We start from the raw sequence: 23,767 nt of genomic DNA, 5'->3' as shown, positions 1-23,767 counted from the left end.
GAGAGCCCGATGGCGATCGACATCGATACCGCCCGCAAGGTGGCAAAGCTGGCCCGGATCCGGGTCGAGGAGCAGGACTTGCCCAAGCTGGCGGGTCAGCTGTCCGGCATCCTGGGCTTCATGGAGCAGTTGAACGAGGTCGATGTCTCGGGGGTGGAGCCGATGACCTCGGTCACGCCGATGCGGCTGAAGCGCCGGAAGGACGAGGTCACGGATGGGAACATCCAGGCGCAGGTGCTGAAGAACGCGCCGGATGCGCGCGAGGGGTTCTTTGCGGTGCCGAAGGTGGTGGAATGAGCGCGAACACATGGACCATTTCGGCGGCGCGGGATGCGCTGCGGAAGGGTGAGATTTCGGCGGTCGATCTGACGATGTCCTGTCTGACGGCCATCGACGCGGGCGATGACCTGAATGCCTTCGTGCACAAGACCCCCGAGATTGCCCTGGAGCAGGCGCGGGCGGCGGATGCCAAGCTGAAGGCGGGAAATGCCCCGGCGATGTGCGGGATTCCCTTGGGTATCAAGGACCTGTTCTGCACCAAGGGGGTGCCGTCCCAGGCGGCGTCGAACATCCTGAAGGGGTTCAGGCCGGAATATGAGTCCACCGTCACGACCAAGCTCTTTGATGCGGGCGCGGTGATGCTGGGCAAGCTGAACATGGACGAGTTCGCGATGGGCTCGTCGAACGAAACCTCGGCCTACGGCAATGCGGTCAGCCCCTGGCGCCGGAAGGGGTCGAACGTCCAGCTGACCCCGGGCGGGTCCTCGGGCGGCTCGGCGGCGGCGGTTGCGGCGGACCTGTGCCTGGCGGCGACGGGGACGGATACCGGCGGGTCGATCCGGCAACCGGCGGCCTTTACCGGGATCGTCGGGATCAAGCCGACTTACGGGCGCGTCAGCCGCTGGGGGATCGTGGCCTTTGCGTCGAGCCTGGATCAGGCAGGGCCGATGACCAAGTCGGTGCGCGATGCGGCGATCATGCTGCAGGCGATGGCGGGGCATGATCCGAAGGATTCGACCAGCGCGGATATTCCGGTCCCGGATTTCGAGGCGGCGCTGACCGGGGATATCCGCGGAAAGGTCATCGGCATTCCGAAGGAATACCGGATGGGCGGGATGCCGGAGGAAATCGAGGCGCTGTGGTCTCGCGGCGTCGAGATGCTGAAGGATGCCGGCGCGGTGGTGCGGGATATTTCCCTGCCGCATACCAAGTACGCGCTGCCTGCGTATTACGTGATCGCCCCTGCCGAGGCGTCGTCGAACCTCGCGCGGTATGACGGGGTGCGGTACGGGCACCGGGCGAAGCTGACGGCGGGCGATGGCATCACCGAGATGTACGAGAAGACCCGGGCCGAGGGCTTCGGGGCCGAAGTGCAGCGCAGGATCATGGTCGGGACCTATGTGCTGTCAGCCGGGTTCTACGACGCCTATTACAACCGCGCACGGAAGGTGCGGGCGCTGATCAAGCGGGACTTCGAAGTGGTGTTTGCCGATGGGGTGGATGCGATCCTGACCCCGGCGACTCCGTCTGCGGCGTTCGGGCTGGGCGAGATGGCGGATGCCGACCCGGTCAAGATGTATCTGAACGACGTCTTCACGGTGACAGTGAATCTGGCGGGCCTGCCGGGGATCTCGGTTCCCGTGGGCTTGGACGCGCAGGGGCTGCCCCTGGGCCTGCAGCTGATCGGGCGGCCCTGGGAGGAAGATGCGTTGCTGAATTACGCACATGTGTTGGAAAGCCGCGCCGGGTTTGTGGCCAAAGCGGAAAAATGGTGGTAAGGGGCCAAAAAAGCACCCTTCGAGGCAGTGAATGAGCCGTATGTCCCTTCCCGCCGCTGGCGCAACCACCCTTGCGCTGATGCTGGCCGCCTGTACGCCGACGACCACGGACACCGGGCCGGGCGTCGGGTTCACGGACTACAACAGCTATATCCGTGGCGCGGCCCCGGCGCCGGCGGGTGCTCCGGTCACCGTCCCGCCGCCGGGCGGAGCCTTCGATCCGGCTGCTGCCGCCGCGGCCATCGACCGGGCGCAGGGCGTGGCGCCAGTGACGCTGCCCCCGGCGACCGTGACGCCTACCCCTCTGCCTGCCACCGCGGCCCCCGCTGACAGCACCGAGCGGGCGCGTGGCGGTGCCCCCGCGGGGATCAAGGAAGAATCGGGCGAGGTTGTCCACAACAACACCGGCATCTCGGACGAGCAGGACTTCAACGCCGTCTCGGCGCGGGAGACCATCGAAAGCGACAAGGAACGCATCGCGAGGAACCGGGCGGAATACATCGTGGTCCAGCCGGGCGCGCTGCCGACCCGCCCGGGCGATACCGGGCCGAACATCGTCGAATTCGCGCTGGCAACGACCCATGCACCGGGCGTGCAGATGTACAAGCGGTCGGGCCTTGGCATCCGCGACGTCAATGCGGCCTGCGGCAAGTACTCCTCGCCCGATCAGGCGCAGCAGGACTTCCTGGCCAAGGGTGGCCCGGACCGTGACCGGATGGGCGTCGACCCGGACGGCGACGGTTTCGCCTGTTCCTGGGACCCGCGCCCGTTCCGCACCGCTTTGCAGTGAGAGCGGATTAATTCATGCGGGCGCACCCGTCGCCGAACTTTGGCGACCGGCGGGGCAGGCGGGTCGAACTGGTCGTCCTGCACTATACTGCCATGCCCTCCTGCTCCGATGCGCTGCAGCGGCTGTGCGATCCGGTAGCCGAGGTGTCGGCGCATTATCTGATAGATGCCGACGGAACCGTCCTGTCCCTGGTCGATGAGGGCGCGCGGGCCTGGCACGCGGGCGCTGGGGAATGGCGGGGCGAGGCGGATGTCAATTCGCGCTCGATCGGGATCGAACTGGCAAACACTGGACGCGAACCCTTTGCCGAGCCGCAGATGGCGGCGCTGGAGCGGCTACTGGCGGACGTGATGGAGCGGCACGGGTTGGGGCCAGAGGCGGTGATTGCGCATTCCGACATGGCGCCAGACCGGAAGGGCGACCCCGGCGCGCGCTTTGACTGGCGGCGGCTGGCCTTGCAGGGGCTGGCAGTCTGGCCGGACCTGACGGGTGCCCCCCCACCCCAGCCCTCCCCCACGCGGGGGGAGGGAGGCGCTGGGCCGGATATGGCGCGCTTCCTGGCGGACCTGAGGGCCTTCGGCTACCCTGACGCTGCGCCGGAGGTCCTTCTGACGGCCTTCCGGCTGCGGTTCCGGCCCTGGGGACGGGGGCCGCTGGACGAGACCGACTGCGCGCTGGCGTCAGGGCTGCGGCGGTTTGCGGTTGACGCAACCCGCACGCATGCCTAACTGACCCCCGCGCGGAGGGCTGGATGGCCGCGGTCCCGGAAGGGGTCGAGGAAAGTCCGGACTCCCGTTGGCAAGGGTGCCGGGTAACGCCCGGCGGGGGCAACCCCAGGGAAAGCGCCACAGAGAAGAGACTGCCCTTGTTCGCAGGGGCGATGGTGAAACGGTGGGGTAAGAGCCCACCGCGGGACGGGCAACCGGACCGGCACGGCAAGCCCCACCCGGAGCAATGCCAAATAGGGGCCTCGCGCGGGGGCCGGTCCGTGGTCGAAAGGCCGGGGATACCGCCCGCAGGGACGCCAACGCCCGAGAGGCCCGGGTTGGCAGCTTGACCGCCGTGGCGACACGGTCGGCAGAGGAATGGTCATCCAGAGGGGGCAACCCCTTGGACAGAATCCGGCTTACAGGCTCTCCGCGCATTGGCTCTCGTTTCCCGCATCTGGGGCAGGATCAACTTTGCGTGCGCTTGATCCCGGTCAACGCGTCGTGGGGCGCTGCGGTCCTCAGTGGCGCAGGACGGAAATGCAGCGTGCGTTTCCGCAATGCTGGAGGACCTGAAGATGAAGGCGATTACCCTAATTGTGGTGTTGAGCATGGGCACGGCGTCGGGCGCTTTTGCCCAGGGCCAGCCCGGCTGGGGCGGCGGACCGGGACAGGGATGGTGGCAGGGCTGGGGCTGGGACATGGGACCCGGCTACATGGGCCAGGGCCAGATGGGGCCGGGCTATATGGGGCAGGGCTACGGCATGGGTCAGGGGTATGGCATGGGTCAGGGGTATGGCATGGGGCCGGGATACGGATCTGGACCCGGGGCGGCTCAGGGCTGGGGCATGGGGCAAGGCGGGATGGGTCGCGGGATGATGATGTCCGGGCTTGATGCCGACCAGAGCGGCGACATCTCGGCCGAAGAGGCCGCGGCCCATGCCGAGGCGATGTTCGCCCTGATGGATGCGAACACGGACAGCGCTTTGGAGGCGGGAGAGTTCGGTGCCGGCCGCATGGGCATGATGAGCCCTTGGGGCATGATGCCGGGCATGGAAGAGCGCCACGCCGCGCGCTTCGCGGCAAAGGACGGTGACGGCGATGGCAAGGTGACGATGGCCGAGTTCCTGACCGCCGAGAAGGCGCAGTTCGACGCCGCTGACAGTGACGGCGACGGGAAGGTCACGCCGTGGGAGTTGCGCGCGGCGATGTGGCAATAAGCGCGCCGATAGCGGTTGACTCTGCCGACTGCATGGCTAAAAGGCGGGCTTCAAGGATTTCACCGGGGGATACGGATTCCCCGATGCAGAGGAAACGACCATGGCAAAGCCCGCCACCATCAAGATCCGCCTGAACTCGACCGCGGGCACCGGCCACTTCTACGTGACCAAGAAGAACGCCCGTACGATGACCGAAAAGATGGTCATCAAGAAGTACGATCCCGTCAAGCGGGAGCATGTCGAGTACAAGGAAGGCAAGATCAAGTAAGATCTGCCGAACCCGAAGATCAGGGGCCGTGTCCGGTGGGACGCGGCCCTTTTCGTTTGACCTAAGCCCAAGCTGACGCCCGATCTGACCTATGTCATTGACCCGTGCCCTGTGACGGGCGCTTCTGGCGTCGCACAAGGGGGCCAGGTCATGGAACGCAATCACCGGGAAGAGCACTATGTCGCGCGGGTGGGCTGGCTACGGGCCGCGGTGCTGGGTGCGAATGACGGGATCGTCTCGACCGCATCGCTGATCGTGGGCGTCGCGGCGGCATCGGGTCGGTCAGAGGTGCTGGTCGCGGGGGCGGCGGGGCTGGCGGCGGGTGCGCTGTCGATGGCGGCGGGGGAGTATGTCAGCGTGTCCTCGCAGTCCGATACCGAGGCCGCCGACATTCGGCGCGAACAGGCCGAGATCGCGGCGGACCCGGCCGAGGAGTTGCGCGCGCTGGCCGTCATCTACGAGGCGCGGGGCGTGCCGCCGGACCTTGCGCGGCAAGTGGCCGAAGCGCTGCATGCGAAGGACCCGCTGGCGGCGCATGTCCGGGACGAGCTGGGGATCTTCGAGCATACCGAGGCGCAGCCATTGGTGGCGGCAGGAGCCTCGGCCCTGACCTTCGGGGTGGGGGCGGCCTTGCCGTTGGCGGCGGCGGCGCTCGCGCCCGAACCGCAAATCGCGCTTTGGGTAACAGGTCTGTCGCTGGTGTTTCTGGCGCTGCTTGGGGCGGTCGGTGCCAAGGCAGGTGGGGCCGGGGTTGGCCGTGCGGTGATGCGGGTGACCTTCTGGGGCGCCGTAGCAATGGCGGTGACCTGGGCAGTCGGACATTTCTTCGGCGCGGTGGTCTAGTCTTTTCCGCAATGCGCCCCACATCCGCGCAATGGCGCAGACAATCACCCTTCGCACCGCGGTTCCCACCGACCTGGCCGGGATCGACCGGCTTCTTGGTCGCAGCTATCCGCGGTTGCTTGCGCCCGACTATCCGCCTTCGACCCTGGTGCTGGCGGTCCCGCGCTTTGCTCGGGCGCAGCCAGAGCTTCTAGCGTCAAGCCACTATTTCGTGGCCGAGGACGCCGGTGGCCGGATTCTGGCGGCTGGCGGCTGGTCGCGGCGGAGCCCGACGGGCGGTCGCACGTCCGAAACCCTGGGCCATGTCCGCCATGTGGCGACCGATCCCGACGCGGCGCGTCAGGGACTTGGGCGAATGGTGATGGCCGGAGTGATTCAGGATGCGCGGGATGCGGGGATGATCTGGCTGGATTGTCTTTCAACGCGGACGGCAGTGCCGTTCTACCGGGCGCTTGGCTTTCAGGTAGTGCAACCGCGCGAGCTGACGCTGGCACCAGGGATCGGCTTTCCCGTGGTGCAGTTGATCCTCGATCTGCGAGGCTGAAACGAAAAGGGCCGGTCCTGCGACCGGCCCTTTCGTTACCTTGTCCTGCGGTTATTCGCGGTTGCCCAGGAACTGCAGCAGGAACATGAACAGGTTGATGAAGTTCATGTACAGGTTCAGCGCCCCCATGATGGCCGACTTGGCAAGCCATTCGGAATCCATCGCATGGGCATGGGCGATGTAGTCGTTCTTGATGTTCTGCGTGTCATAGGCGGTCAGACCCGCGAAGATCAGCACGCCGATCACCGAGATCGCGAACGCAAGGCCCGAGGAGCCGAGGAAGATGTTCACCAGCATCGCGACGACCAGGCCGATCAGGCCGATCATCAGGAAGCGGCCCATCCCCGACAGGTCACGCTTGGTCGTGTAGCCGTAAAGCGACAGACCCGCGAAACCGGCTGCGGTCGCCAGGAACGTCGTGGCGATCGAGGTGTCGGTGAAGACCTTGAAGATCCAGGCCAGCGACAGACCCATCACCGCCGCGAACACGTAGAAGAACAGCTGCGCCGCCGCCGCCGACAGGCGGTTGATCAGCGCGCCAAAGGCAAAGACCATGGCGAGAGGGGCGAACATCACCACCCAGCCCAGGATGTTCGGGCGCAGGGTCAGCGGATCGCGGAAGATCGCCAGAAGTGCGTCCGACGTGCCGACCGCCCAGGCAACGCCGGCCGTGACCAGCATCGCCACGGACATCAGCCCGTAGACCTTGTTCATGTGGGCGCGAAGCCCTTCATCAATCCGTACGCCGGCGCCTACGCCAACGCTGCGGATCGTTTCGTACTGAGCCATAGAAGCCTCCGATGTTGTCCCGAAGGGCAACGCCGGGGGAACCGGCGCGACCTCGTGCACGGAATATTGGGAACAGCGAAGCCCATTTCAAGCACCCCGCGCGCGAGAGAGCCCCGAAAACTGTCAAATATTCAGGCCTTCCAGTGCGACGGAGCGTCCCAGACCGGGCGATCGGCCTCGGCCTCGGCATCTTCGCGGGACAGGCCGATGTCACGGAGGAGATGATCGTCAAGCCGCACGAGGCTCTTGCGCGAGCGGGAGACGGCGGCGAGGGCCAGAAGACGGGCAGGCAGGGTGCGGAGAAAACCTTTGGCCAGGACGGGGTGACGAGCGATCAGGCGGGTGGACATGGCGGGCATCCTTTCATTTGCTTTGGTGATGGGGCGATGCGGTTGCATCAGGATGCTTGAACCATGCGCCTTTCTGCGGCATAATGGAAACGAATGATTGTGACCCCTTCCATCAGGATCCGTGATATGCCGCGCAACCTCGACCTGTCCGCCCTGCGCTCCTTCGTCACTGTCGCCGATGTCGGTGGGGTGACGCGGGCGGCGGGTTATCTGAACCTGACGCAGTCGGCGGTCTCGATGCAGATCAAGCGGCTGGAAGAATCGCTTGGGATGTCGCTGTTCCTGCGCGCGGCGCGGAAGCTGGCGCTGTCGCCCGAGGGTGAGCAGCTTCTGTCCTATGGCCGCCGGATGCTGGCCCTTAATGACGAGGCCTTGTCGCAGCTGGCGGCGACCTGCTGCCAGGGCGAGATCCGTCTGGGCGTGCCGCATGACGTCGTCTATCCGGTGATCCCGGGGATCCTGCGGCGCATGGCGCAGGCCTATCCGCGGGTGCGCATCAACCTGGTGTCCTCCTTCACCTTGCTGATGAAGCAGGACTTCGCGCGCGGGGCCTTCGATGTGATGCTGACGACCGAGGAAAGTCCCGACGCCGGGTCCGAGGTGCTGTCAACGCGCGATCTGGTCTGGGTCGGGGCGATCGACGGCAATGCCTGGCAGCGGCGGCCCCTGCGGTTGGGGTTCAAGGACACCTGCATCTTCCGTCCCCGGGCGCAGGCCGCGCTGGACCAGGCCGGCATCCCCTGGGAGATGGCGACCGGTGGCGAAAGCGAGCAGGCGGTCGAGGCGACGGTGGCTGCCGATCTTGCCGTGTCGGTGCGGATGGTGGGCAGCATCCCCGATGGGATGGCGCCGATTGCTGGTGACAACCAGTTGCCGCCCGTGGGGGACATGAAGCTTGGCCTCTACCGCGCAAACCGCCGCAAGGACGAGGCGATGGACCTGCTGGTATCGGAACTGCGCTGCGCCTACGGGGCGTAAGGCTCAGTCGCCCGCGCCGACCCGGATCACCACCTTGCCGGTGGCCTTGCGGTTGCGGATCAGGTCCAGGCCCTCGGGGAAGGCCTCGAACGGCAGGACGTGGCTGACATGCGGGCGGATCAGCCCCTCGGCCCGCCAGCGCAGAAGTTCGGCCATGCTGGCGGCAACGCGGTCCGGGGCGTGCGATTCAAACCCGCCGTACCAGAAGCCCGAGACCGTCAGGTTCTTCACCAGCAGAAGGTTGGCCGGAATCTGCGGCACCTCGCCCGAGGCAAAGCCGATGGCCAGAAGCCGCCCCTCGGGCTTGCAGGCGCGGAGTGCCGCGTCGAAGGCAGGGCCGCCCACGGCATCATAGACCACGTCCACGCCACCCTCGGCCCGCAGCGCCGCCTTCAGGTCCGGCGCCTCGCTGTCAATGAGCACATCCGCCCCGGCAGCCCGCGCCACCTCAAGCCGGTCAGGCCCCCGGGCCGAGGCGATCACCCGCGCGCCCAGCCGCTTGCCGATCTCGACTGCAGTCAGGCCGACTCCGCCCGCCGCGCCGGTCACGAACAGCGTCTCGCCCGCCTGCAACCTTGCAGTGTGTGTCAGTGCCAGATGCGAGGTGCCATAGGCGATGGGAAATCCGGCGGCCTCATCAAAGCCCATGCCGTCCGGGATCGGCACCAGACGGCCCGCCGCCAGCACAACCTGTCGGGCAAGCGCCCCGGCAGGGCAGGTTGCAAGCACTCGCGTACCGGGCGAAGGGCTGTCGGTGTCCGGTCCAAGGGACAGTACCACGCCCGACAGTTCCATGCCCGGAACATAGGGAAATGGGTGCCGGACCTGGTACTTTCCCTGAATCGCCAGAGTATCCGCGAAGTTGAGCCCGACTGCTTCCACCTGGACAACGATTTCGCCTTTAACGGGTACTGGCGGGCTGATATTGACCAGAACGGGCGCTAATCCCTGCTCTTTGACCTGCCAAACCTGCACTTTTGTGCCCTTTCGAGGTGGTTGTTTCTACTACCTGCAGTGTAGGCTTTGTATCCCGCCTACAGTTTCTTGCAACGCAATGATCGCGGGAATCGCATTCTGCAACGAGTTGTTAAGAAGTTGTGCAAAATGCAAAGCAAAACGCAATACCACTCTAGGGCGAGTCCTGATTCGGCATGACTCGTTCCGCGGGCTGGTGAGGACAACCACACCGTGTGTTATACGGCCGAATAATTGGACTTATCCAAAAGGACAGGTTTTGGCACCCCGAAAGTTTTTTTAATGCAAAGTGAACATGCGTCCAACTTTGGCACGGAATGTGCTTATAGAACTGCGAGGGGAACGGACACTCGTTATTGGAGTACATAATGAAGCATCCCGTAGACGCACATGTTGGCAAGCGCATCCGTCACCGCCGTTGGATGGTGGGCATGACCCAGCAGCAACTGGCTGACAAAGTGGGCATCAAGTTCCAGCAGATTCAGAAATACGAGACCGGAATGAACCGGGTCAGCGCCTCCCGGCTGTGGGACGTGGCCGATGCGCTGGGCGTTCAGATCTCGTTCTTCTTCGAAGGTCTCGCCGAAGGCCAGGTCGGTACGGCCTATGCCCACGGCGACATGATGTCGGACAAGGAAGCGCTGGAACTGGTTCGTTCCTACTACGCGATCCCCGAAGCGCAGCGCCGCCGGCTGTTCGATCTGGCCCGCGTCCTGTCCGAAGCTGCCTGACTGCCTTGACCTCGTCCCCGTGCGCGGGTTAGCGCCCGGGGACTGGGCTGAGAGGCCCGAAAGGTCAGGGAGAGGATCATGCGGGTTTCACCGGCGCTTGCGGCTGATTTGGTCGCTACCGCACATGAACTGGCAGACGTGGCACGCGTCGCGACGCTGTCGTTTTTCCGGACCCGCTCGCTTGAAGCAGAAAACAAGGAAGTTGACCGGTTCGATCCGGTCACCGCGGCGGATCGGCTCTCGGAACAGCGCATGCGCGAGGTTCTGGGGCGTCGCCGCCCGCAGGATGGCATCCTGGGCGAGGAATATGGCACCGTGGCCGGGACGACTGGCCTCACCTGGGTGCTGGATCCCATTGATGGAACCCGGGGTTATCTGTCCGGCACCCCGACCTGGGGCGTGCTCATTTCGGTTCGCGATGCCGAGGGCGTGCTCTACGGCATCATCGACCAGCCCTACATCGGCGAAAGGTTCGAAGGCGGGTTGGGACGCGCCATGATGCGCGGGCCGATGGGCGAGGCGGCGCTGGCTGTCCGCCCGGCCCGCCCCTTGGCCCAGTCCATCCTGTTCTCGACCTTCCCCGAGGTTGGCACGCCCGAGGAAGGCGCGGCCTTCCGGCGCGTGGCCTCCAAGGCCAAGCTGGTGCGCTATGGGACCGACTGCTACGCCTATGCGCTGATCGCGGCTGGCCAGATCGACCTGGTGATCGAGGCGGGGCTGCAGGCCTATGACGTGCAGGCCCCAATCGCGGTGATCGAGGCGGCGGGCGGGATCGTCACCGACTGGCAGGGCGGCCCGGTGCTGGACGGGGGCAGGGTGCTTGCCGCCGCGAGCCGTGAGGTCCACGCCGAGGCGCTACGGCTGTTGAACGCTTAAGCCTCCCGGCTTTCGCCCCGATTGCAGACCCGCTATATCTGACCTACCGTGCGTGTCCTTCTCCCTTCTGACGTGCGGTCCCCGCAGCTGTTCGGGGGGCATGGTGCCGGGCCGAAGGGTGCGCGAAAGGTGCACCCGTGTCCGATCTCTTGATCCGCAATGCCGATGTTGTCGTCACGATGAACGCTCGCCGGGCCGAATTGGCCCGGGCAGATGTCCACATCCGCGACGGTGTGATCCGTGCGGTCGGGTCGGGTCTGGTCGCCGGCGAGGCCGAGGTGATCGACGCGACCGGTTGTGTCGTCACCCCGGGCCTCGTGAACACGCATCACCACCTGTACCAGACCCTGACCCGCGCCGTGCCGGGGGGGCAGGATGCGCTCCTGTTCGGCTGGCTGAAGACGCTGTACCCAATCTGGGCGCGGTTCGGGCCCGAGGAAATGTTCACCTCGGCCCAGGTCGGGCTGGCGGAACTGGCGCTGTCGGGCTGCACGATGACTTCGGACCACCTGTACCTGTACCCCAACGGGTCGCGGCTGGACGACACCATCGCGGCGGCCGGGGAGGTGGGATTGCGCTTTCACCCGACGCGGGGGGCGATGTCGATCGGGGAGAGCGCGGGGGGCCTGCCACCGGACAGCCTAGTGGAACAGGAGCCCGCGATCCTGGAGGACATGATCCGGGTCGTCGACCAGTTCCACGATCCGCGCCCCGGGGCGATGGTGCGGGTGGGTCTTGCGCCCTGTTCGCCCTTCTCGGTCAGCCGGGATCTGATGCGGGACGCAGCCCTGCTCGCGCGGGACAAAGGGGTGATGCTGCACACCCACCTGGCCGAGAACGACGAGGACATCGCCTATTCCCTGGCCCAGTTCGGCTGCCGACCGGGCCAGTATGCCGAGGACCTGGGCTGGACCGGCGCCGATGTCTGGCATGCGCATTGCGTGAAGCTGGATGGTTCGGAAATTGAACTTTTTGCTCGATCACTGACCGGCGTTGCCCACTGCCCGTGTTCGAATTGTAGACTCGGATCCGGCATTGCCCCGGTCCGCGCGATGCGGGATGCGGGGGTGAAGGTCGGCCTTGGTGTCGATGGCTCGGCGTCGAACGACGCGGGCAACCTGGTGGCCGAGGCGCGGATGGCGATGCTCCTGCAAAGGGTGGCGAAGGGGGCCGACGCGATGGGCGCGCGCGAGGCGCTGGAGATCGCGACGCTGGGCGGGGCGCAGGTGCTGGGTCGGGATGACCTTGGGTCCATCGAGCCGGGCAAGCGGGCGGACCTGGCGATCTGGGATGTCTCGGGGATCGAGGCTGCGGGGTCCTGGGACCCGGTCGCGGCGCTGGTCCTCTGCGGGCCGACCCGGGTGCGGCATCTGATCGTCGAGGGCCGTCCGGTGGTGCGGGACGGGCAGCTGGTGACGCTGGACCTGCCACGCGTGGTGGAACGGCAGCGGCAGTTGGCGGCGCGACTGGCCGGGTAACGTCAGGGTTTCCCGCCCTTTCGCCGGACCGGGAAGGGCGGCATGGTCGGCGCATCTGATACGGAGACCCGAATGCGCCTGATCCCCAGCCTTGCCCTCCTCTGTGCCCTTGCCCTGCCCGCCGGGGCGGAGACCGTCCTGTCCGAAGCCAGCGGCAATTGGGCCGGGTCGCAGGGCACCGGCTTCAGCTTCCTCGCCCGCCTGACCCAGAACCAGGACAAGACACGGCTGACGATCTGGGGCGGCAATCCGGGCGAGGCGGCAGTGGCGACTGGTGACCCGCAGTTCGACAACCCGGAGATCGCGCTGGGCGCCTTTGCTACCAAGCAGGCGCTGGAAGTGGTCGAGACCGGAGAGGCCAGCATCCTGCAGATCGTCACCGAATATGCCGACGAGGAAGGGACCGGGCGGGTCGTCACCCAGCTCCAGTTCATCGACAACCAGTTCACCGTGGTCGGCTACTATCATGCCGGGGAATATGTCGGGCAGGCCTTCGAATGCGATGTCGACCTGTGGAAGATGACCGCGACCGAGGACGGCAAGACGCGCGCGCTGGAGCCGGTCGGGTTCGAGGCGCTGAATGCCTCAGACTGGATTTGGTCCTCGCCCTACGACCGGGGCTTCTGCACCCGCGCCGAGTAGGGTAGAACGGCGTGCCAGGAGGCCGCCCATGTCCCACGATTACAATGCCCAGCGGCGCGACACGTTCCAGACCTTCCGCCAGTCGAAGGGGGTGAGCCTGCCGAAAACGGCGGTGGTGGAGTTCGCCTTCTTTGTCGAGGAGCTGGACGCCTCGTGGCCAGCCTTCGAACGGGCGCTGCGGCTGGCGGGGTTTTCCACGCGACGGCTGAAGGACGGGGAGACGCTGATCGCCTCATTCGGGCCGATGCCGGTCACGCCGGAGGCGATCTGGGAGCGGGAACATGCGGCGACCGAGATCGCGTTGAAGCATGACTTCTACCCGGATGGGTGGGAGCTGGCGGAGTAGGCTGTCCACGCTGGGCGGGGTTTTCGGTTCTTTTGAAATCAAGGGGTTGCTCGGGGCCGTTCAGGTGGTCTTTACCATGCTGGCCGGGTTCCCCCCTCCCCGGCCCTCCCCCCATTGGGGAGAGGGGGCGCAGGGTGACCGGTCAGTGCCAGGCGGGCGGCCGTCGCGTTTGCTGGGCGGCTGTCAAATTGAGCGCCTGCGGCGCGCGCCTTTTGTCTCGGCCTTGCGCGTGAAGGACGCGCAAAACCTCGGGGAGCCTCCGGCGGGAGTATTTGGGACATGGGCAAGACCCATTGGGTCGGTCAGGGCAGGCGTTTGCCGTGCACCCAGACTTCGGCAATGGCCCGGTCATCGCCCATCATGATCGTCGGGAACAGCTGCTGCCACAGGTTTTCCGCGCGGCGGGTGGCCTGTTCGATGGCGGGGGTGGAGGCGAGGTCGACGACGATCAGGTCAGCCTCCATGCCGGGGGCGAGGTTGCCGATCTTGTCCTCGGCCCGGAGCGCGCGGGCGGAGCCTTGGGTCGCAAGCCACCAGAGCTGCGCGGGGTGGAGGGAATTGCCGCGGAGTTGGGCGACTTCGTAGGCGGCGGCCATGGTGGGCAGCATCGAGAAGTTCGAGCCGCCGCCGGTGTCGGTGGCGAGGCCGACACGAAGCCGGGTCGCGAGGGTCATGTCGAAGAGGCCGGAGCCGATGAACGTGTTGGACGTCGGGCAGTGGACAAGGCTTGCCCCGGCTTCGATCAGGCGGGCGCGCTCGCGGTCGGTCAGGTGGATGGCATGGCCGTAGACGGCACCTTCGCGGAGGAGTCCCTGCGCCTCGTAGGTGTCGAGGTAGTCGCGGGATTGCGGGAAAAGCGACTGGACCCAGGCGATCTCATCCGTCTGCTCGGAAAGGTGGGTCTGCATCAGGCAGTCGGGGTATTCGCGCCAAAGCTGGCCGAGGACGTGAAGCTGCTCGGGCGTGGACGTGGGCGAGAAGCGCGGGGTGATGACGTAGGACAGGCGGTCTTGCCCGTGCCACTTCTCCAGCAGGCGTTTCGAATCGTCGTAGGCCGATTGGGCGGTGTCCAGCAGGCCCTCGGGCGCGTTGCGGTCCATGCAGGTCTTCCCGGCAAAGACCCGCATCCCGCGGGTTTGTGCAGCGGTGAAGATGGCGTCGACGGATGCGGGGTGGATCGTCGCATAGGTGCAGACGGTGGTGGTCCCGCGCGCGAGGACGAGGTCGAGGTAGCGGTTCGCGATCTCATCCCCATAGGCCGGATCACTGAACCGCATCTCCTCGGGGAAAGTGTAGGTGTTCAGCCAGTCGATCAGCCGCTTGCCCCAGGACGCGATCATCGCGGTCTGGGGATAGTGGACATGGGCGTCGATGAAGCCGGCCGAGATGAGTTTGCGCCCGTGGTCGTGGACAGTCGCCTGCGGAAAGCGGGCGCGCAGGTCGCTGGCGTCACCCACAGCGGCGATCTTTCCGCCATCCACCGCAACGGCGCCACTGGTGTTCACACGGGCGGCGTAAAGGCCTTCGATGAAGGGGTCGCCCTTGTAGCTTAGGACTTGGCCCAGGATCAGGTCGGTCATCGTGCCCCCATGCAACCGGGCCAGCCTAGAGGGTTTCGCGCTTGGGGTAAATTTCCCGGTATCGATCATGGCTTGAAACTGTTTCGCAAAAGCGCGAAGGCGCGGAAGCAGGCAACCGGCTTTGCCCTTGCCCGGAAAACGGCCTAAGGTCGCAAGACAGCGGGAGGCGCGCATGACAGAGACGACGGTCAGGACGACGCCGGACGCGATGGATGCGGCGACGCTTGAGGCGACGCTGGACGCGGCGCTGGATGCGGCCCGGTCGGGGGATGCAGCGCGGGTCGAGGCGCTCTTGGACCCGGTGCACCCGGCCGACGTCGCCGACCTTCTGGAGCAGGTGAGCGAGACCGACCGTGAGGCGCTTTTGGCCATGGGCTCGGCCGTCATCGATGGCGAGGTCTTGTCCGAGATCAGCGATGCGATCCGCGAGGACGTGCTGGACGCACTGCCCGACGAGGTGGTGGCCGAGGCGCTGCGGGAACTCGACTCCGACGACCTCGTCGACATCGTCGAGGACCTGGAGGCCGAGGACCAGGGCCGCCTTCTGGGGGCGATGGATGCGGCCGACCGGGTGGCGGTCGAGGCGGCGCTGGCCTGGCCGGAGCAGTCTGCTGGCCGGTTGATGCAGCGCGAGCTGGTGGTGGCGCCGGAACACTGGACCGTGGGCGAAGCCATTGATTTTCTTCGCGGGGCCGACCACCTGCCGGACCAGTTCTATCACGTGATCCTGGTCGATCCGCGGATGACCCCGGTGGGTTATGTGACGCTGGGGCGCATCCTGTCTTCGGGCCGCGACGTGGCCTTGAAGGCGATCACCGAAGACAGTTTCCGCACCGTGCAGGCGACCGAGGAAGAGGCCGACGTCGCCTATATCTTCAACCAGTACCACCTGATTTCCTGCCCCGTCGTCGATGGCTCGGGCCGGTTGGTGGGGGTCATCACCATCGACGACGCGATGACCGTGCTGGACGAGGAGCACGAGGAGGACATGCTTTTGCTGGCCGGGGTGGGCGAGGAAAGCTCGATCTCGGACGGGGTGCTGGATACGGTGAAGGCGCGGTTGCCCTGGCTACTGGTCGCGCTGGTGACGGCGAACCTGGCAGCGCTGGTCATCGCGCAGTTCGAGGCGGTGATCGCGAAGATCGTCGTGCTGGCGGCGCTGATGCCGGTGGTGGCCTCGATGGGCGGCAATGCGGCGACCCAGTCGCTGACGGTGGCAGTGCGGGCGCTGGCGACGCGGGACCTGACCGGGTCGAACGCGGGGCGGGTGATCTGGCGGGAAGTGGTGGTCGGGCTGGTGAACGGAGCCGTCTTCGCGGCCGTGATGGGGGGCGCGGCCTGGGGGCTGTTCGGGGCGCCGATGATCGGGGCGGTGATCGCGCTGGCCTTGGTCATCACGCTGGTCGTCGCGGCGCTGGCGGGGGTTCTTGTGCCGCTTCTGCTCGACCGGCTGGGATTCGATCCGGCATTATCCTCGGGGACCTTCGTGATCACGCTGACCGATGTGATCGGGTTCCTGGCGTTCCTTGGGCTGGCGACGGTGATGCTGACATGACGGATGGGAAGGCTGAGGCGCGGGCGGAGGCGTTCTCGCGGCGGGCAGAGGCGTTTGCGCAGGGCCAGGGGCAGGCGGCGGAGATCCTGGCGGATTTCCTGGCGCCGCAGAAGGGCAAGGTGCTGTCGGGCTATATGCCGATGCGGACCGAGATCGACCCCTTGCCCGCGATGTCGGCGCATCAGGGGCCGGTGGGGGTGCCGGTGATCGTGGCGAAGGCCACGCCCCTGCGGTTCCGGGAGTGGTCACCGGGGTGTCGGCTGGTGGAGGGAGCGTTCAAGGCGATGATCCCCGAGGAGGGGGCCTGGGTGGAACCCGAGGTGCTGATCGTGCCGCTCCTCGCCTGGGACCGGCGGGGGTATCGGCTGGGCTATGGCGGGGGGTTCTACGACCGGACGCTGGCAGGCCTGCGGGCGCGGGGGCCGGTCATGGCGGTGGGGTTCGCCTTCGCGGCGCAGGGGGTGGATGAGGTGCCGACGGACGCGTTCGACCAGCGGCTGGATGCGGTGGTGACGGAAAAGGGCGTCACGGTCTTCGCGTGACGCCCAAAATTCTTGAGTAAGAATTTTGACAAATTCCTTGCTTAAGGAATTTGGGTCCCTAGTGAGCAATGTCCTCCTGCCGGACGAACATGTTGCCCCAGGCGCGGTCGATAAGCTCGGGCGTCATCTGGTAGGGGATGTTCTCGAACTCGCAGACTGCGATCATCTGGTCGATCAGGAAGACCGGCTGGTAGTTCGCGTAGTTGTTCTGGATCGTCGGGAACTTGACCTTCATCAGGTGCATCAGCGCGGTTTCGTCCAGCGGCATCTTCTTCTTGCGCGCGACCATCGCGAAGATCTTCAGGAAGTTCTCTTGGCTCGGCCCGTCGATCTTGATCTTGAAGAAGATACGGCGAAGTGCGGCGCCGTCGAAGATCTGGTTCGGGTGGAAGTTGGTGGAGAAGATCACCAGCGTGTCGAAGGGGACGGTGAACTTTTCGCCCGACTGTAGCGCGAGGATGTCACGGCTTTCTTCCAGCGGCACGATCCAGCGGTTGACGATCTTCTGCGGCGGTTCGGCCTGGCGGCCAAGGTCGTCGATGATGAAGATGCCGCCGGTGGCCTTGAGCTGCAGGGGCGCCTGGTAGGTGCGGGCCGTCGGGTTGTAGTTCAGGTCCAGCATGTCAAGCGACAGCTCACCGCCGGTGATGACCGAGGGGCGTTCGCAGTAGACATAGCGGTTGTCGAAGCGGTTCGAGGTGCGGCGCAAGCTGTTCGGGTCATCCACAGCCATCTCGGCCGAGGAGTGCACGATCGGGTCGTAGACGCTGATGATCTGGCCGGAATACTCGATGGCGCGGGGGACGTAGACCTTGTCGCCAAGCGCTGCACGGATGCCGTGCGAGATCGAGGATTTGCCGTTGCCGGGCGGGCCGTAGAGGAGGATCGAGCGCCCCGAGGTCACCGCGGGGCCGAGGTTGTCGATCAGGTCGGGCGGCAGGATCAGGTGGCCCATGCCGGACATCAGCTGCTCACGGTTCAGCCGGATATCGCGCACCGACTGGCGCTTGATCTGCACCGAATACTGGTCCAGCGGAACCGGCATCGCGCCGTAGTATTCCGACTGCGACAGGGCGTCGAGCGCGCGCGCCTTGCCGGCATCGGTCAGCTCGTAGGACATTTCGTTCGAAGCCGTGGCCGACATCGTGCCCATCGCGGTCAGAAGCTTTTGCGTGCGGGCAAGGTCGACCAGTTCCTGGGTCAGCGGGACCGGCAGGCAGATCAACTTGGACAGCACCGTGACCTGCGACTGGTTGGTGCGGAACATCGACTTCAACAGGATGTCCCGCATCATGATGACCGACAGGCCGGTATCTTCCAGCGAGCGGGGGGAGGGCGGCGGTTGCACGCCCGATACCGGGGCCTCAGCGTTCATGGGCAAGCTCCGTAAACAATCCAGCAAAGTTCAGCGGATTGAGTCGTAAACGTGACTTGTGTCAGCCCTGTGGCCAGATGGCGGCAAGAAGGTAGAAGATCACGATCGCCGAGAGCGCCAGACCAAAGGGAAAGTACCGCCGCTTGGTCCAGCTTTCCCAGTCCGGCGTGGCGTTCCGGACCCAGGGAAGGCTGCGCAACAGGCGGTGCAGAGCCAAGGAGCCGATCATGCTGACGAAGATGATCAGCAGGATTTCCCCGATGTTGCCGCCGACAAAGATCCCGGCCATCGCAGCGGCGAACTTGGCGTCCCCCGCCCCGAACGTGCCGGTCAGGTACAAAAGGAACCCCGCCACGAAGACGATGGCCATCAGCGCAAAGCCCCAGGCCCAGACCGTCAGCGTGGGCGCGACGTACCAGCCGAGGAGCGGCCAGACCGCCGCCATCGCCAGGACGGAGGTGTTCGGGATCTTCATCCGCTTGAGGTCCGTCAGTGCCGCCCAGATCGCAATGGGCAGCACCGGGACCAGAAGGATCAGCGCATCGGTCGGGGAAAGGATCGCTTCAGGCATCAGGTTTTCACGTTCGCATCAAGGGCTTCCAGGCTGCGCACGGCGGCCTCGAAATGCTGGGGATGGGTCTCGATCGCCTGGTTCAGCAGGCCCTTGCCCACCGAGACATCGCCCTGCTTGATCGCAGCCAATGCCATGGAATACAGCATCTCGGCCCGTTCGGTCTGGGTCATCTTCACGACCGGCAGGTCGTACTTGCGCTGGGCGGCGCGGGCCAGGACCAGGTTGTTCTTGGCGGTGAACAGCGAGGGGTCGTAGGTCAGCGCCTCGGTGAACAGCTTTTCGGCCCCCGGCGCATCGCCGCGGGTCAGCTTGGAAAAGCCCCAGTTGTTCAGAACGCCTGCGGGCGTGGTGGTCAGGCCTGCCGCGATTTCATAGAAGCTGTCGGCCTTCTTCCAGTTCTTGTCCGCATCTGCGACCATCGCTTCCAGCCGATAGCGGTCAAAGCTTTCGTGGGTCGGCGGGATCTGGTTCAGCTCGGCCTTGGCTTCGGGCCACTGGTTCGACCGGATCAGCGCATCGGCCAGCAACACACGGTCTTCGGGGGTGGCTTCGGGGTGCGCCACGGCCTGACGCCAGACCTGGGCAGCCTCGGTCGGCTTTTGCGCCCGGATCAGCGACCGTGCAAGGCCGCGCATCAGGTCGATCCGGTCGGGGTTCTCTTGCAGGGTGCGGGTGAAGTAGCTGACCGCCTCACCAGGGTCGGCGACCGTCATCATCACGTCATTCAGGTTGGATTCGTCGATGACGTTGACGTCCTTCAATGCCCGCTGGACCTCGGCGTCAGAATTCTTCTGACAGGCTGACAGGGCGACTGCGCCGCTGAGGCACAGCACTACGAAAGCCGGATGGCGCATGTTAGCGTCCTTTTTGTTGACTGCCCGTAATCTTTAACGAATTGCCGCCTAGAGATCGGAGAGTAGGACGAACTTGCCCTTTTCCTGTCGGACCAGACGGAACCCGCTGCTTTCTTGTTCTTGGGGTTGATCATACACATTCGCCTCGCTTTGCGCGATAGCGAGCATCAGATTTTCGCGGATCGAGTCCGTTTCGCCACTATCCAGCGCGAAGGCCCGCTGGAAATAGACCCGCGCCTCGCCGACGTCGCCCTGTTCCATCTTGACGACGCCCAGGTTGTTCAGCGCGGGCACGAATTCAGGGTCAAGCTCAAGCGCGCGTTCAAGAATCTGCTCGGCCTGCCCCAGGCGGCCGAGCGCCAGGTTGGCCGAGCCGATGGCTGACAGGACGTCGGCGCTGATGCCGGATTCACCCGCGCCGCGCAGATAGGCCTTGAGTGCCAGCTCATGCTCGCCCGCCTCCATCAGCCGGTGGCCGACGGTCATGCCATCGACACCGTCACGGCTGGCGTCGACGCCAAGGGGGCGGTTCCTGGAAACGTCACTGGCCGGCACACAGCCGGCCAGAAGCAGCGCAGAGCACAGTGTCAGAAGGACTGCTTCGCGCAAGTCACGTCCCGTTCTTAAAGCCCACCCGCAAGTTGCGTGAGCATTGTCACCATTCCGTAGACAGAAGGCCCGATCAGAATGACCAGAAGCGGCGGAACTGTAAACAGCATAGTGCCGAGGGTGAGTTTGGTCGGCAACATGTTGGCTTTCTCTTCCGCCCGCATGATGCGCTTGTCGCGCATGTCGGCCGAATAGACCCGCAGAGCGTCGGCTACCGAGGTACCGAACGTGGCCGACTGGATGATCGTGGTGACGAAGGAGGCCACGTCCGGCACGCCCACGCGTTCGGCCATGTCCTTCAGGACCGAGATGCGTTCCTTGCCGGCCTTGACCTCTTGCGCGACCATGTCGAATTCATCGGCCAGCGCGGGGTAACCGGCACGGCTTTCCTTGCCGACGCGGATGATCGACTGGTCAAGCGACTGGCCGGCCTCGACGCAGACGAGCATCAGATCAAGCGCGTCGGGGAAGCCCTGGATGATCTCGGTCTGGCGCTGCTTGACGCGTTTGTTCACCCAGTAACGCGGGATGTAATAGCCGATGGCGCAGGGCAAGAGGCTGTGCAGCAGGAGGTCGACGCCCGTCATCTCCTGGCTGAGCGACTTGATGAAGGCGACGATCAGCCCGCCAATCAGGAAGATGATCGCCAAGAGGAACTGGACGGCGTGGAACATCCGGACGGCGTTCTTGCCGTTGTAGCCCGCCCGCAGCATGTTCAGCTTGGCGGCCGACAGCTCTTCCTTCTTCTGCGGTTCCAGGAAGTGGGCGAACTTTTCAAGCTTGTCGACCTTTTCGGTCTTGCGCAGTGCCCGCTTCTTGTCCTTCTCGCTGGGGACGCCATGGTCCTTCAGCTCGCGGAAACGGTCGCGCTGGCGCTTCATCACGATGGGCAGCGCCATCAGGATCAGCAGCATGCCCAGCAGGCCGACAGCCAGCAGCGGGGCCATCGGACCGAAACGCTCGGTCATGCCCGACATGAGGTTCGAGAAGAATTCCATAGCCGACCTACACTTTGATGTTGGTCATCACCTTCATGTAGATGATGTTGATGATGAGGAACGTGACGACGAACAGCGCCGCCGGGATATAGGCCGAGGTGCCCTTGACCTCGTCGTAGTAGTCGGGCTGGACCACGTTGATCATGATCAGCGCGACGATGGGGAAGCCCGACAGGAACATGCCGGACCATTTCGCTTCGGCCGTGATGGCGCGGACGCGGCGGAACAGCTTGAAGCGCGCGCGGACGACCTTGGACAGGCCTTCCAGGATCTCGGCCAGGTTACCGCCCGACTGCTGCTGGATCGACACGGCGACGGCAAGGAAGCGCAGGTCCTGGCTGTCCATGCGCTCGGCGAAGGCCTTCAGCGATTCCGACACGTCGCGGCCATAGGCGGCTTCGTCCGAGATGACGCCGAATTCGGACCCCAGCGGGTCAGGGATTTCCTTGGCGACGATGCCGATGGCGGTCGAGAACGGGTGGCCGACGCGCAGCGACCGGACCATCAGTTCGATCGAGTCGGGCAGCTGTTCCTCAAGAAGCGACATGCGCTTTTGCGCCATCCGGTTCACCCAGAAGAACACGCCGCCCACGCCCATCACCACGCCCAGGACCACGCGCAGCCCGAATTCGGCGGCGGTGAAGACCGAGAGGAGCATGAAGGCGATGACCGACACCAGGGCCATGATCCCGATCAGCGCCTGGGGCGAGAAGGCGATGTTCGCCCGCTGCGCCTTCTTGGCGAGCATGGAATAGAGCGGAATGTTCCGCGCATTCAGGTGCTGGTTCATCTCCTTACGGAGCTGTTCCAGAACCTGTTCGCGGTTCGCGTTCTTTTCCAGAAGCGTCAGGCGGCGGCTGACCCGGCTGTTCAGGCTGATCGATTTGCCGAAGACGATCAGGTAGATCCCGTTGACGATCACAACGACCGCCACGAAGATCATGATGTAGATTAGGGGTGCGGCACTGATCTGCATGGCTTAGACAATCGGTTCGTAGATAGAGGCCGGGAGGTCGAAGCCCCACTGGCGGAAGCGGTCGGAATAGGCGGACCGGATGCCGGTCGCATTGAAGCGGCCGATGATCTTGCCCGACGGCTCGACCCCCAGGCGTTCAAAGCGGAAGACTTCCTGCATCGAGATGACTTCGCCTTCCATCCCGGTGATTTCGGTCACGGATGTCATGCGGCGGGTCCCGTCCTGCAGACGGCTGGCCTGCACCATCAGGTTGACGGCGCTGGCGATCTGGCTGCGGACGGCCTTCAAGGGCATTTCGATCCCGGCCATGGCGACCATGTTTTCCAGACGGCTGATCGCGTCGCGCGGGTTGTTGGCGTGGATCGTGGTCATCGAACCGTCGTGGCCGGTGTTCATGGCCTGCAGCATGTCGATGACCTCTTCACCCCGGGTTTCCCCCACGATGATGCGGTCAGGACGCATACGAAGCGCGTTCCGCAAGCAATCCCGCTGGGTCACCGCGCCCTTGCCTTCGACGTTGGCCGGGCGGCTTTCCATCCGGCCCACATGGACCTGCTGGAGCTGAAGTTCGGCCGTATCCTCAATGGTCAGCACGCGTTCGTGGTTGTCGATGAAGGACGACAGCGCGTTGAGCGTGGTCGTCTTACCGGAACCCGTACCGCCCGAAACGATGATGTTCAGCCGGCAGGACACGGCGGCCTGCAGGTAGGCGGCCATTTCCTCGGTGAAGGCGCCGAAGCGGACCAGGTCCTCGATCTTCAGCTTGTCCTTCTTGAACTTACGAATGGACACCAGCGAGCCGTCCACCGCGATCGGCGGGATCATGCAGTTGAAACGGCTGCCGTCCTGCAGACGGGCGTCGCAATAGGGGTTGGATTCATCGACCCGGCGGCCCACGGCGGACACGATCTTGTCGATGATGCGCAGAAGGTGGCGTTCGTCGCGGAAGGTGACATCCGACAGCTGCAGCTTGCCCGCGCGTTCGATGAAGATGCGCTTCGGCCCGTTGACGAGGATATCGTTGATCGTCTCGTCCTTCAGGAGCGGCTCCAGCGGGCCAAGACCCATGACTTCGTCGTACAGTTCCTGGTTCAGCGCCAGGCGGTCATCCTTGTTCAGCGCGACCGACATGTCGTCCAGCGCTTCCGAGGCGAGCGAAGCGATTTCGGACTTGAGCTGCTGCTCGCTGGCCGATTCCAGGGCCGAGAGGTTCAGGTCTTCCAGAAGACGCTTGTGAATCTCGACCTTAAGCTCGGTCAGGCGTTCCTTGCGCTTCTTTTCCTTGTCGGCAGCGACGGCCTCGGCCGCAACACGCTGCTGAGCGGCAGGCTGAGCCGGGGCGCGGGCGGCAAAGGCGGCCTTGTCAGTGGCCTGTGAGACCGGAGCCAA

The 23,767-nt window shown here is 65.2% G+C and carries 27 protein-coding genes and 1 other RNA gene; 17 read left to right on the top strand and 11 right to left on the bottom strand.

The window, feature by feature from the left end; genetic code table 11:
• The first annotated feature begins 9 nt into the window (after positions 1-9).
• The 9 genes from gatC to AC2EAL_RS15370 all read left to right on the top strand — a co-directional run bounded on the left by gatC (position 10) and on the right by AC2EAL_RS15370 (position 6,150).
• Positions 10-297 (top strand): Asp-tRNA(Asn)/Glu-tRNA(Gln) amidotransferase subunit GatC, encoded by a 288-nt coding sequence (gene gatC, locus AC2EAL_RS15410; protein WP_484725125.1) that lies wholly within the window; start codon positions 10-12, stop codon positions 295-297.
• Positions 294-1,778: an Asp-tRNA(Asn)/Glu-tRNA(Gln) amidotransferase subunit GatA gene (gatA, locus tag AC2EAL_RS15405; RefSeq protein WP_484725124.1), complete on the top strand. Its 1,485-nt coding sequence runs from the start codon at positions 294-296 to the stop codon at positions 1,776-1,778. Before gatC ends, gatA begins: the two co-directional genes overlap by 4 nt.
• Positions 1,779-1,809: 31 nt before the next feature.
• On the top strand, positions 1,810-2,568 hold the full coding sequence (locus AC2EAL_RS15400; protein ID WP_484725123.1) for a hypothetical protein: 759 nt from the start codon (positions 1,810-1,812) through the stop codon (positions 2,566-2,568).
• Between the two features lie 14 nt (positions 2,569-2,582).
• On the top strand, positions 2,583-3,296 hold the full coding sequence (locus tag AC2EAL_RS15395) for an N-acetylmuramoyl-L-alanine amidase (RefSeq protein ID WP_484725122.1): 714 nt from the start codon (positions 2,583-2,585) through the stop codon (positions 3,294-3,296).
• A gap of 11 nt (positions 3,297-3,307) precedes the next feature.
• Positions 3,308-3,713, top strand: an RNA gene (gene rnpB, locus AC2EAL_RS15390) — RNase P RNA component class A.
• A gap of 122 nt (positions 3,714-3,835) precedes the next feature.
• Positions 3,836-4,495 (top strand): EF-hand domain-containing protein, encoded by a 660-nt coding sequence (locus AC2EAL_RS15385; protein WP_484725121.1) that lies wholly within the window; start codon positions 3,836-3,838, stop codon positions 4,493-4,495.
• Positions 4,496-4,595: 100 nt separating this feature from the next.
• A complete protein-coding gene (gene rpmG, locus AC2EAL_RS15380) occupies positions 4,596-4,763 on the top strand; it encodes a 50S ribosomal protein L33 (protein WP_135448918.1) in 168 nt (55 codons plus the stop codon).
• 150 nt (positions 4,764-4,913) lie between these two features.
• On the top strand, positions 4,914-5,606 hold the full coding sequence (locus AC2EAL_RS15375; protein WP_484725120.1) for a VIT1/CCC1 transporter family protein: 693 nt from the start codon (positions 4,914-4,916) through the stop codon (positions 5,604-5,606).
• Between the two features lie 31 nt (positions 5,607-5,637).
• Positions 5,638-6,150, top strand: coding sequence for a GNAT family N-acetyltransferase (locus AC2EAL_RS15370; RefSeq protein ID WP_484725119.1), 513 nt, complete (start codon positions 5,638-5,640; stop codon positions 6,148-6,150).
• A 51-nt stretch (positions 6,151-6,201) separates the two neighbouring features.
• Here the strand turns inward: AC2EAL_RS15370 and AC2EAL_RS15365 are convergent, their stop codons facing one another.
• Positions 6,202-6,939: a Bax inhibitor-1/YccA family protein gene (locus tag AC2EAL_RS15365; protein ID WP_484725118.1), complete on the bottom strand. Its 738-nt coding sequence runs from the start codon at positions 6,937-6,939 to the stop codon at positions 6,202-6,204.
• Between the two features lie 131 nt (positions 6,940-7,070).
• Positions 7,071-7,289: a DUF1127 domain-containing protein gene (locus AC2EAL_RS15360; RefSeq protein WP_484725117.1), complete on the bottom strand. Its 219-nt coding sequence runs from the start codon at positions 7,287-7,289 to the stop codon at positions 7,071-7,073.
• Positions 7,290-7,415: 126 nt separating this feature from the next.
• On the opposite strand from AC2EAL_RS15360, the gene AC2EAL_RS15355 reads away from it, so the two are divergent.
• Complete coding sequence (locus tag AC2EAL_RS15355; protein ID WP_484725116.1) at positions 7,416-8,267, top strand: LysR family transcriptional regulator; 852 nt, start codon at positions 7,416-7,418, stop codon at positions 8,265-8,267.
• A 3-nt stretch (positions 8,268-8,270) separates the two neighbouring features.
• Here AC2EAL_RS15355 and AC2EAL_RS15350 read toward each other — a convergent pair whose 3' ends face one another.
• Positions 8,271-9,242, bottom strand: a complete 972-nt coding sequence (locus AC2EAL_RS15350) for an NADPH:quinone oxidoreductase family protein (RefSeq protein ID WP_484725115.1) — start codon at positions 9,240-9,242, stop codon at positions 8,271-8,273.
• Between the two features lie 368 nt (positions 9,243-9,610).
• Here AC2EAL_RS15350 and AC2EAL_RS15345 point away from each other — a divergent pair, with 368 nt between their 5' ends.
• The 5 genes from AC2EAL_RS15345 (at position 9,611) to AC2EAL_RS15325 (ending at position 13,315) form a co-directional block, all read left to right on the top strand.
• Complete coding sequence (locus AC2EAL_RS15345; RefSeq protein WP_484725114.1) at positions 9,611-9,973, top strand: helix-turn-helix domain-containing protein; 363 nt, start codon at positions 9,611-9,613, stop codon at positions 9,971-9,973.
• A 78-nt stretch (positions 9,974-10,051) separates the two neighbouring features.
• Positions 10,052-10,849, top strand: a complete 798-nt coding sequence (locus AC2EAL_RS15340) for an inositol monophosphatase family protein (protein ID WP_484725113.1) — start codon at positions 10,052-10,054, stop codon at positions 10,847-10,849.
• A gap of 137 nt (positions 10,850-10,986) precedes the next feature.
• Complete coding sequence (locus tag AC2EAL_RS15335; protein WP_484725112.1) at positions 10,987-12,327, top strand: 8-oxoguanine deaminase; 1,341 nt, start codon at positions 10,987-10,989, stop codon at positions 12,325-12,327.
• A 72-nt stretch (positions 12,328-12,399) separates the two neighbouring features.
• The gene (locus AC2EAL_RS15330) at positions 12,400-12,969 is read left to right on the top strand and encodes a hypothetical protein (RefSeq protein ID WP_484725111.1); all 570 of its coding nucleotides are present in this window, start codon (positions 12,400-12,402) and stop codon (positions 12,967-12,969) included.
• Positions 12,970-12,997: 28 nt separating this feature from the next.
• Positions 12,998-13,315, top strand: a complete 318-nt coding sequence (locus tag AC2EAL_RS15325) for a ribonuclease E inhibitor RraB (RefSeq protein ID WP_484725110.1) — start codon at positions 12,998-13,000, stop codon at positions 13,313-13,315.
• A gap of 302 nt (positions 13,316-13,617) precedes the next feature.
• Here the strand turns inward: AC2EAL_RS15325 and guaD are convergent, their stop codons facing one another.
• Positions 13,618-14,895: a guanine deaminase gene (gene guaD, locus AC2EAL_RS15320; RefSeq protein ID WP_484725109.1), complete on the bottom strand. Its 1,278-nt coding sequence runs from the start codon at positions 14,893-14,895 to the stop codon at positions 13,618-13,620.
• Positions 14,896-15,067: 172 nt separating this feature from the next.
• On the opposite strand from guaD, the gene mgtE reads away from it, so the two are divergent.
• Positions 15,068-16,450: a magnesium transporter gene (gene mgtE, locus AC2EAL_RS15315; protein WP_484725108.1), complete on the top strand. Its 1,383-nt coding sequence runs from the start codon at positions 15,068-15,070 to the stop codon at positions 16,448-16,450.
• Positions 16,447-16,992, top strand: coding sequence for a 5-formyltetrahydrofolate cyclo-ligase (locus tag AC2EAL_RS15310; protein ID WP_484725107.1), 546 nt, complete (start codon positions 16,447-16,449; stop codon positions 16,990-16,992). The genes mgtE and AC2EAL_RS15310 overlap by 4 nt, the downstream gene beginning before the upstream one ends.
• Before the next feature lie 58 nt (positions 16,993-17,050).
• Here AC2EAL_RS15310 and AC2EAL_RS15305 read toward each other — a convergent pair whose 3' ends face one another.
• From AC2EAL_RS15305 to AC2EAL_RS15275, 7 genes are all read right to left on the bottom strand, one after another.
• Positions 17,051-18,367, bottom strand: a complete 1,317-nt coding sequence (locus AC2EAL_RS15305; protein WP_484725106.1) for an ATPase — start codon at positions 18,365-18,367, stop codon at positions 17,051-17,053.
• Positions 18,368-18,428: 61 nt separating this feature from the next.
• Complete coding sequence (locus AC2EAL_RS15300) at positions 18,429-18,938, bottom strand: A24 family peptidase (protein ID WP_484725105.1); 510 nt, start codon at positions 18,936-18,938, stop codon at positions 18,429-18,431.
• The gene (locus AC2EAL_RS15295; protein WP_484725104.1) at positions 18,938-19,795 is read right to left on the bottom strand and encodes a tetratricopeptide repeat protein; all 858 of its coding nucleotides are present in this window, start codon (positions 19,793-19,795) and stop codon (positions 18,938-18,940) included. The genes AC2EAL_RS15300 and AC2EAL_RS15295 overlap by 1 nt, the downstream gene beginning before the upstream one ends.
• Positions 19,796-19,843: 48 nt before the next feature.
• Positions 19,844-20,404 carry a tetratricopeptide repeat protein gene (locus AC2EAL_RS15290; protein ID WP_484725103.1) on the bottom strand — a complete coding sequence of 187 codons (561 nt, stop codon included), beginning with the start codon at positions 20,402-20,404 and terminating at the stop codon, positions 19,844-19,846.
• Between the two features lie 14 nt (positions 20,405-20,418).
• On the bottom strand, positions 20,419-21,402 hold the full coding sequence (locus AC2EAL_RS15285; protein ID WP_484725102.1) for a type II secretion system F family protein: 984 nt from the start codon (positions 21,400-21,402) through the stop codon (positions 20,419-20,421).
• Positions 21,403-21,409: 7 nt separating this feature from the next.
• Positions 21,410-22,378: a type II secretion system F family protein gene (locus AC2EAL_RS15280; protein WP_484725101.1), complete on the bottom strand. Its 969-nt coding sequence runs from the start codon at positions 22,376-22,378 to the stop codon at positions 21,410-21,412.
• Between the two features lie 3 nt (positions 22,379-22,381).
• Positions 22,382-23,767 (bottom strand): TadA family conjugal transfer-associated ATPase, encoded by a 1,386-nt coding sequence (locus AC2EAL_RS15275; protein WP_484725100.1) that lies wholly within the window; start codon positions 23,765-23,767, stop codon positions 22,382-22,384.

It is taken from the genome of Tabrizicola sp. T74 (assembly GCF_057219935.1).
This window is presented reverse-complemented; position numbering and strand designations above follow the sequence as displayed.

What these genes read in the sequence shown, in the direction of transcription:
- gatC (WP_484725125.1), top strand. Translation starts at nt 10, where the DNA reads ATGGCGATCGACATCGATACCGCCCGCAAGGTGGCAAAGCTGGCCCGG.
- gatA (WP_484725124.1), top strand. Translation starts at nt 294, where the DNA reads ATGAGCGCGAACACATGGACCATTTCGGCGGCGCGGGATGCGCTGCGG.
- AC2EAL_RS15400 (WP_484725123.1), top strand. Translation starts at nt 1,810, where the DNA reads ATGAGCCGTATGTCCCTTCCCGCCGCTGGCGCAACCACCCTTGCGCTG.
- AC2EAL_RS15395 (WP_484725122.1), top strand. Translation starts at nt 2,583, where the DNA reads ATGCGGGCGCACCCGTCGCCGAACTTTGGCGACCGGCGGGGCAGGCGG.
- AC2EAL_RS15385 (WP_484725121.1), top strand. Translation starts at nt 3,836, where the DNA reads ATGCTGGAGGACCTGAAGATGAAGGCGATTACCCTAATTGTGGTGTTG.
- rpmG (WP_135448918.1), top strand. Translation starts at nt 4,596, where the DNA reads ATGGCAAAGCCCGCCACCATCAAGATCCGCCTGAACTCGACCGCGGGC.
- AC2EAL_RS15375 (WP_484725120.1), top strand. Translation starts at nt 4,914, where the DNA reads ATGGAACGCAATCACCGGGAAGAGCACTATGTCGCGCGGGTGGGCTGG.
- AC2EAL_RS15370 (WP_484725119.1), top strand. Translation starts at nt 5,638, where the DNA reads ATGGCGCAGACAATCACCCTTCGCACCGCGGTTCCCACCGACCTGGCC.
- AC2EAL_RS15365 (WP_484725118.1), bottom strand. Translation starts at nt 6,939, where the DNA reads ATGGCTCAGTACGAAACGATCCGCAGCGTTGGCGTAGGCGCCGGCGTA.
- AC2EAL_RS15360 (WP_484725117.1), bottom strand. Translation starts at nt 7,289, where the DNA reads ATGTCCACCCGCCTGATCGCTCGTCACCCCGTCCTGGCCAAAGGTTTT.
- AC2EAL_RS15355 (WP_484725116.1), top strand. Translation starts at nt 7,416, where the DNA reads ATGCCGCGCAACCTCGACCTGTCCGCCCTGCGCTCCTTCGTCACTGTC.
- AC2EAL_RS15345 (WP_484725114.1), top strand. Translation starts at nt 9,611, where the DNA reads ATGAAGCATCCCGTAGACGCACATGTTGGCAAGCGCATCCGTCACCGC.
- AC2EAL_RS15340 (WP_484725113.1), top strand. Translation starts at nt 10,052, where the DNA reads ATGCGGGTTTCACCGGCGCTTGCGGCTGATTTGGTCGCTACCGCACAT.
- AC2EAL_RS15330 (WP_484725111.1), top strand. Translation starts at nt 12,400, where the DNA reads ATGCGCCTGATCCCCAGCCTTGCCCTCCTCTGTGCCCTTGCCCTGCCC.
- AC2EAL_RS15325 (WP_484725110.1), top strand. Translation starts at nt 12,998, where the DNA reads ATGTCCCACGATTACAATGCCCAGCGGCGCGACACGTTCCAGACCTTC.
- guaD (WP_484725109.1), bottom strand. Translation starts at nt 14,895, where the DNA reads ATGACCGACCTGATCCTGGGCCAAGTCCTAAGCTACAAGGGCGACCCC.
- mgtE (WP_484725108.1), top strand. Translation starts at nt 15,068, where the DNA reads ATGACAGAGACGACGGTCAGGACGACGCCGGACGCGATGGATGCGGCG.
- AC2EAL_RS15310 (WP_484725107.1), top strand. Translation starts at nt 16,447, where the DNA reads ATGACGGATGGGAAGGCTGAGGCGCGGGCGGAGGCGTTCTCGCGGCGG.
- AC2EAL_RS15305 (WP_484725106.1), bottom strand. Translation starts at nt 18,367, where the DNA reads ATGAACGCTGAGGCCCCGGTATCGGGCGTGCAACCGCCGCCCTCCCCC.
- AC2EAL_RS15300 (WP_484725105.1), bottom strand. Translation starts at nt 18,938, where the DNA reads ATGCCTGAAGCGATCCTTTCCCCGACCGATGCGCTGATCCTTCTGGTC.
- AC2EAL_RS15295 (WP_484725104.1), bottom strand. Translation starts at nt 19,795, where the DNA reads ATGCGCCATCCGGCTTTCGTAGTGCTGTGCCTCAGCGGCGCAGTCGCC.
- AC2EAL_RS15285 (WP_484725102.1), bottom strand. Translation starts at nt 21,402, where the DNA reads ATGGAATTCTTCTCGAACCTCATGTCGGGCATGACCGAGCGTTTCGGT.
- AC2EAL_RS15280 (WP_484725101.1), bottom strand. Translation starts at nt 22,378, where the DNA reads ATGCAGATCAGTGCCGCACCCCTAATCTACATCATGATCTTCGTGGCG.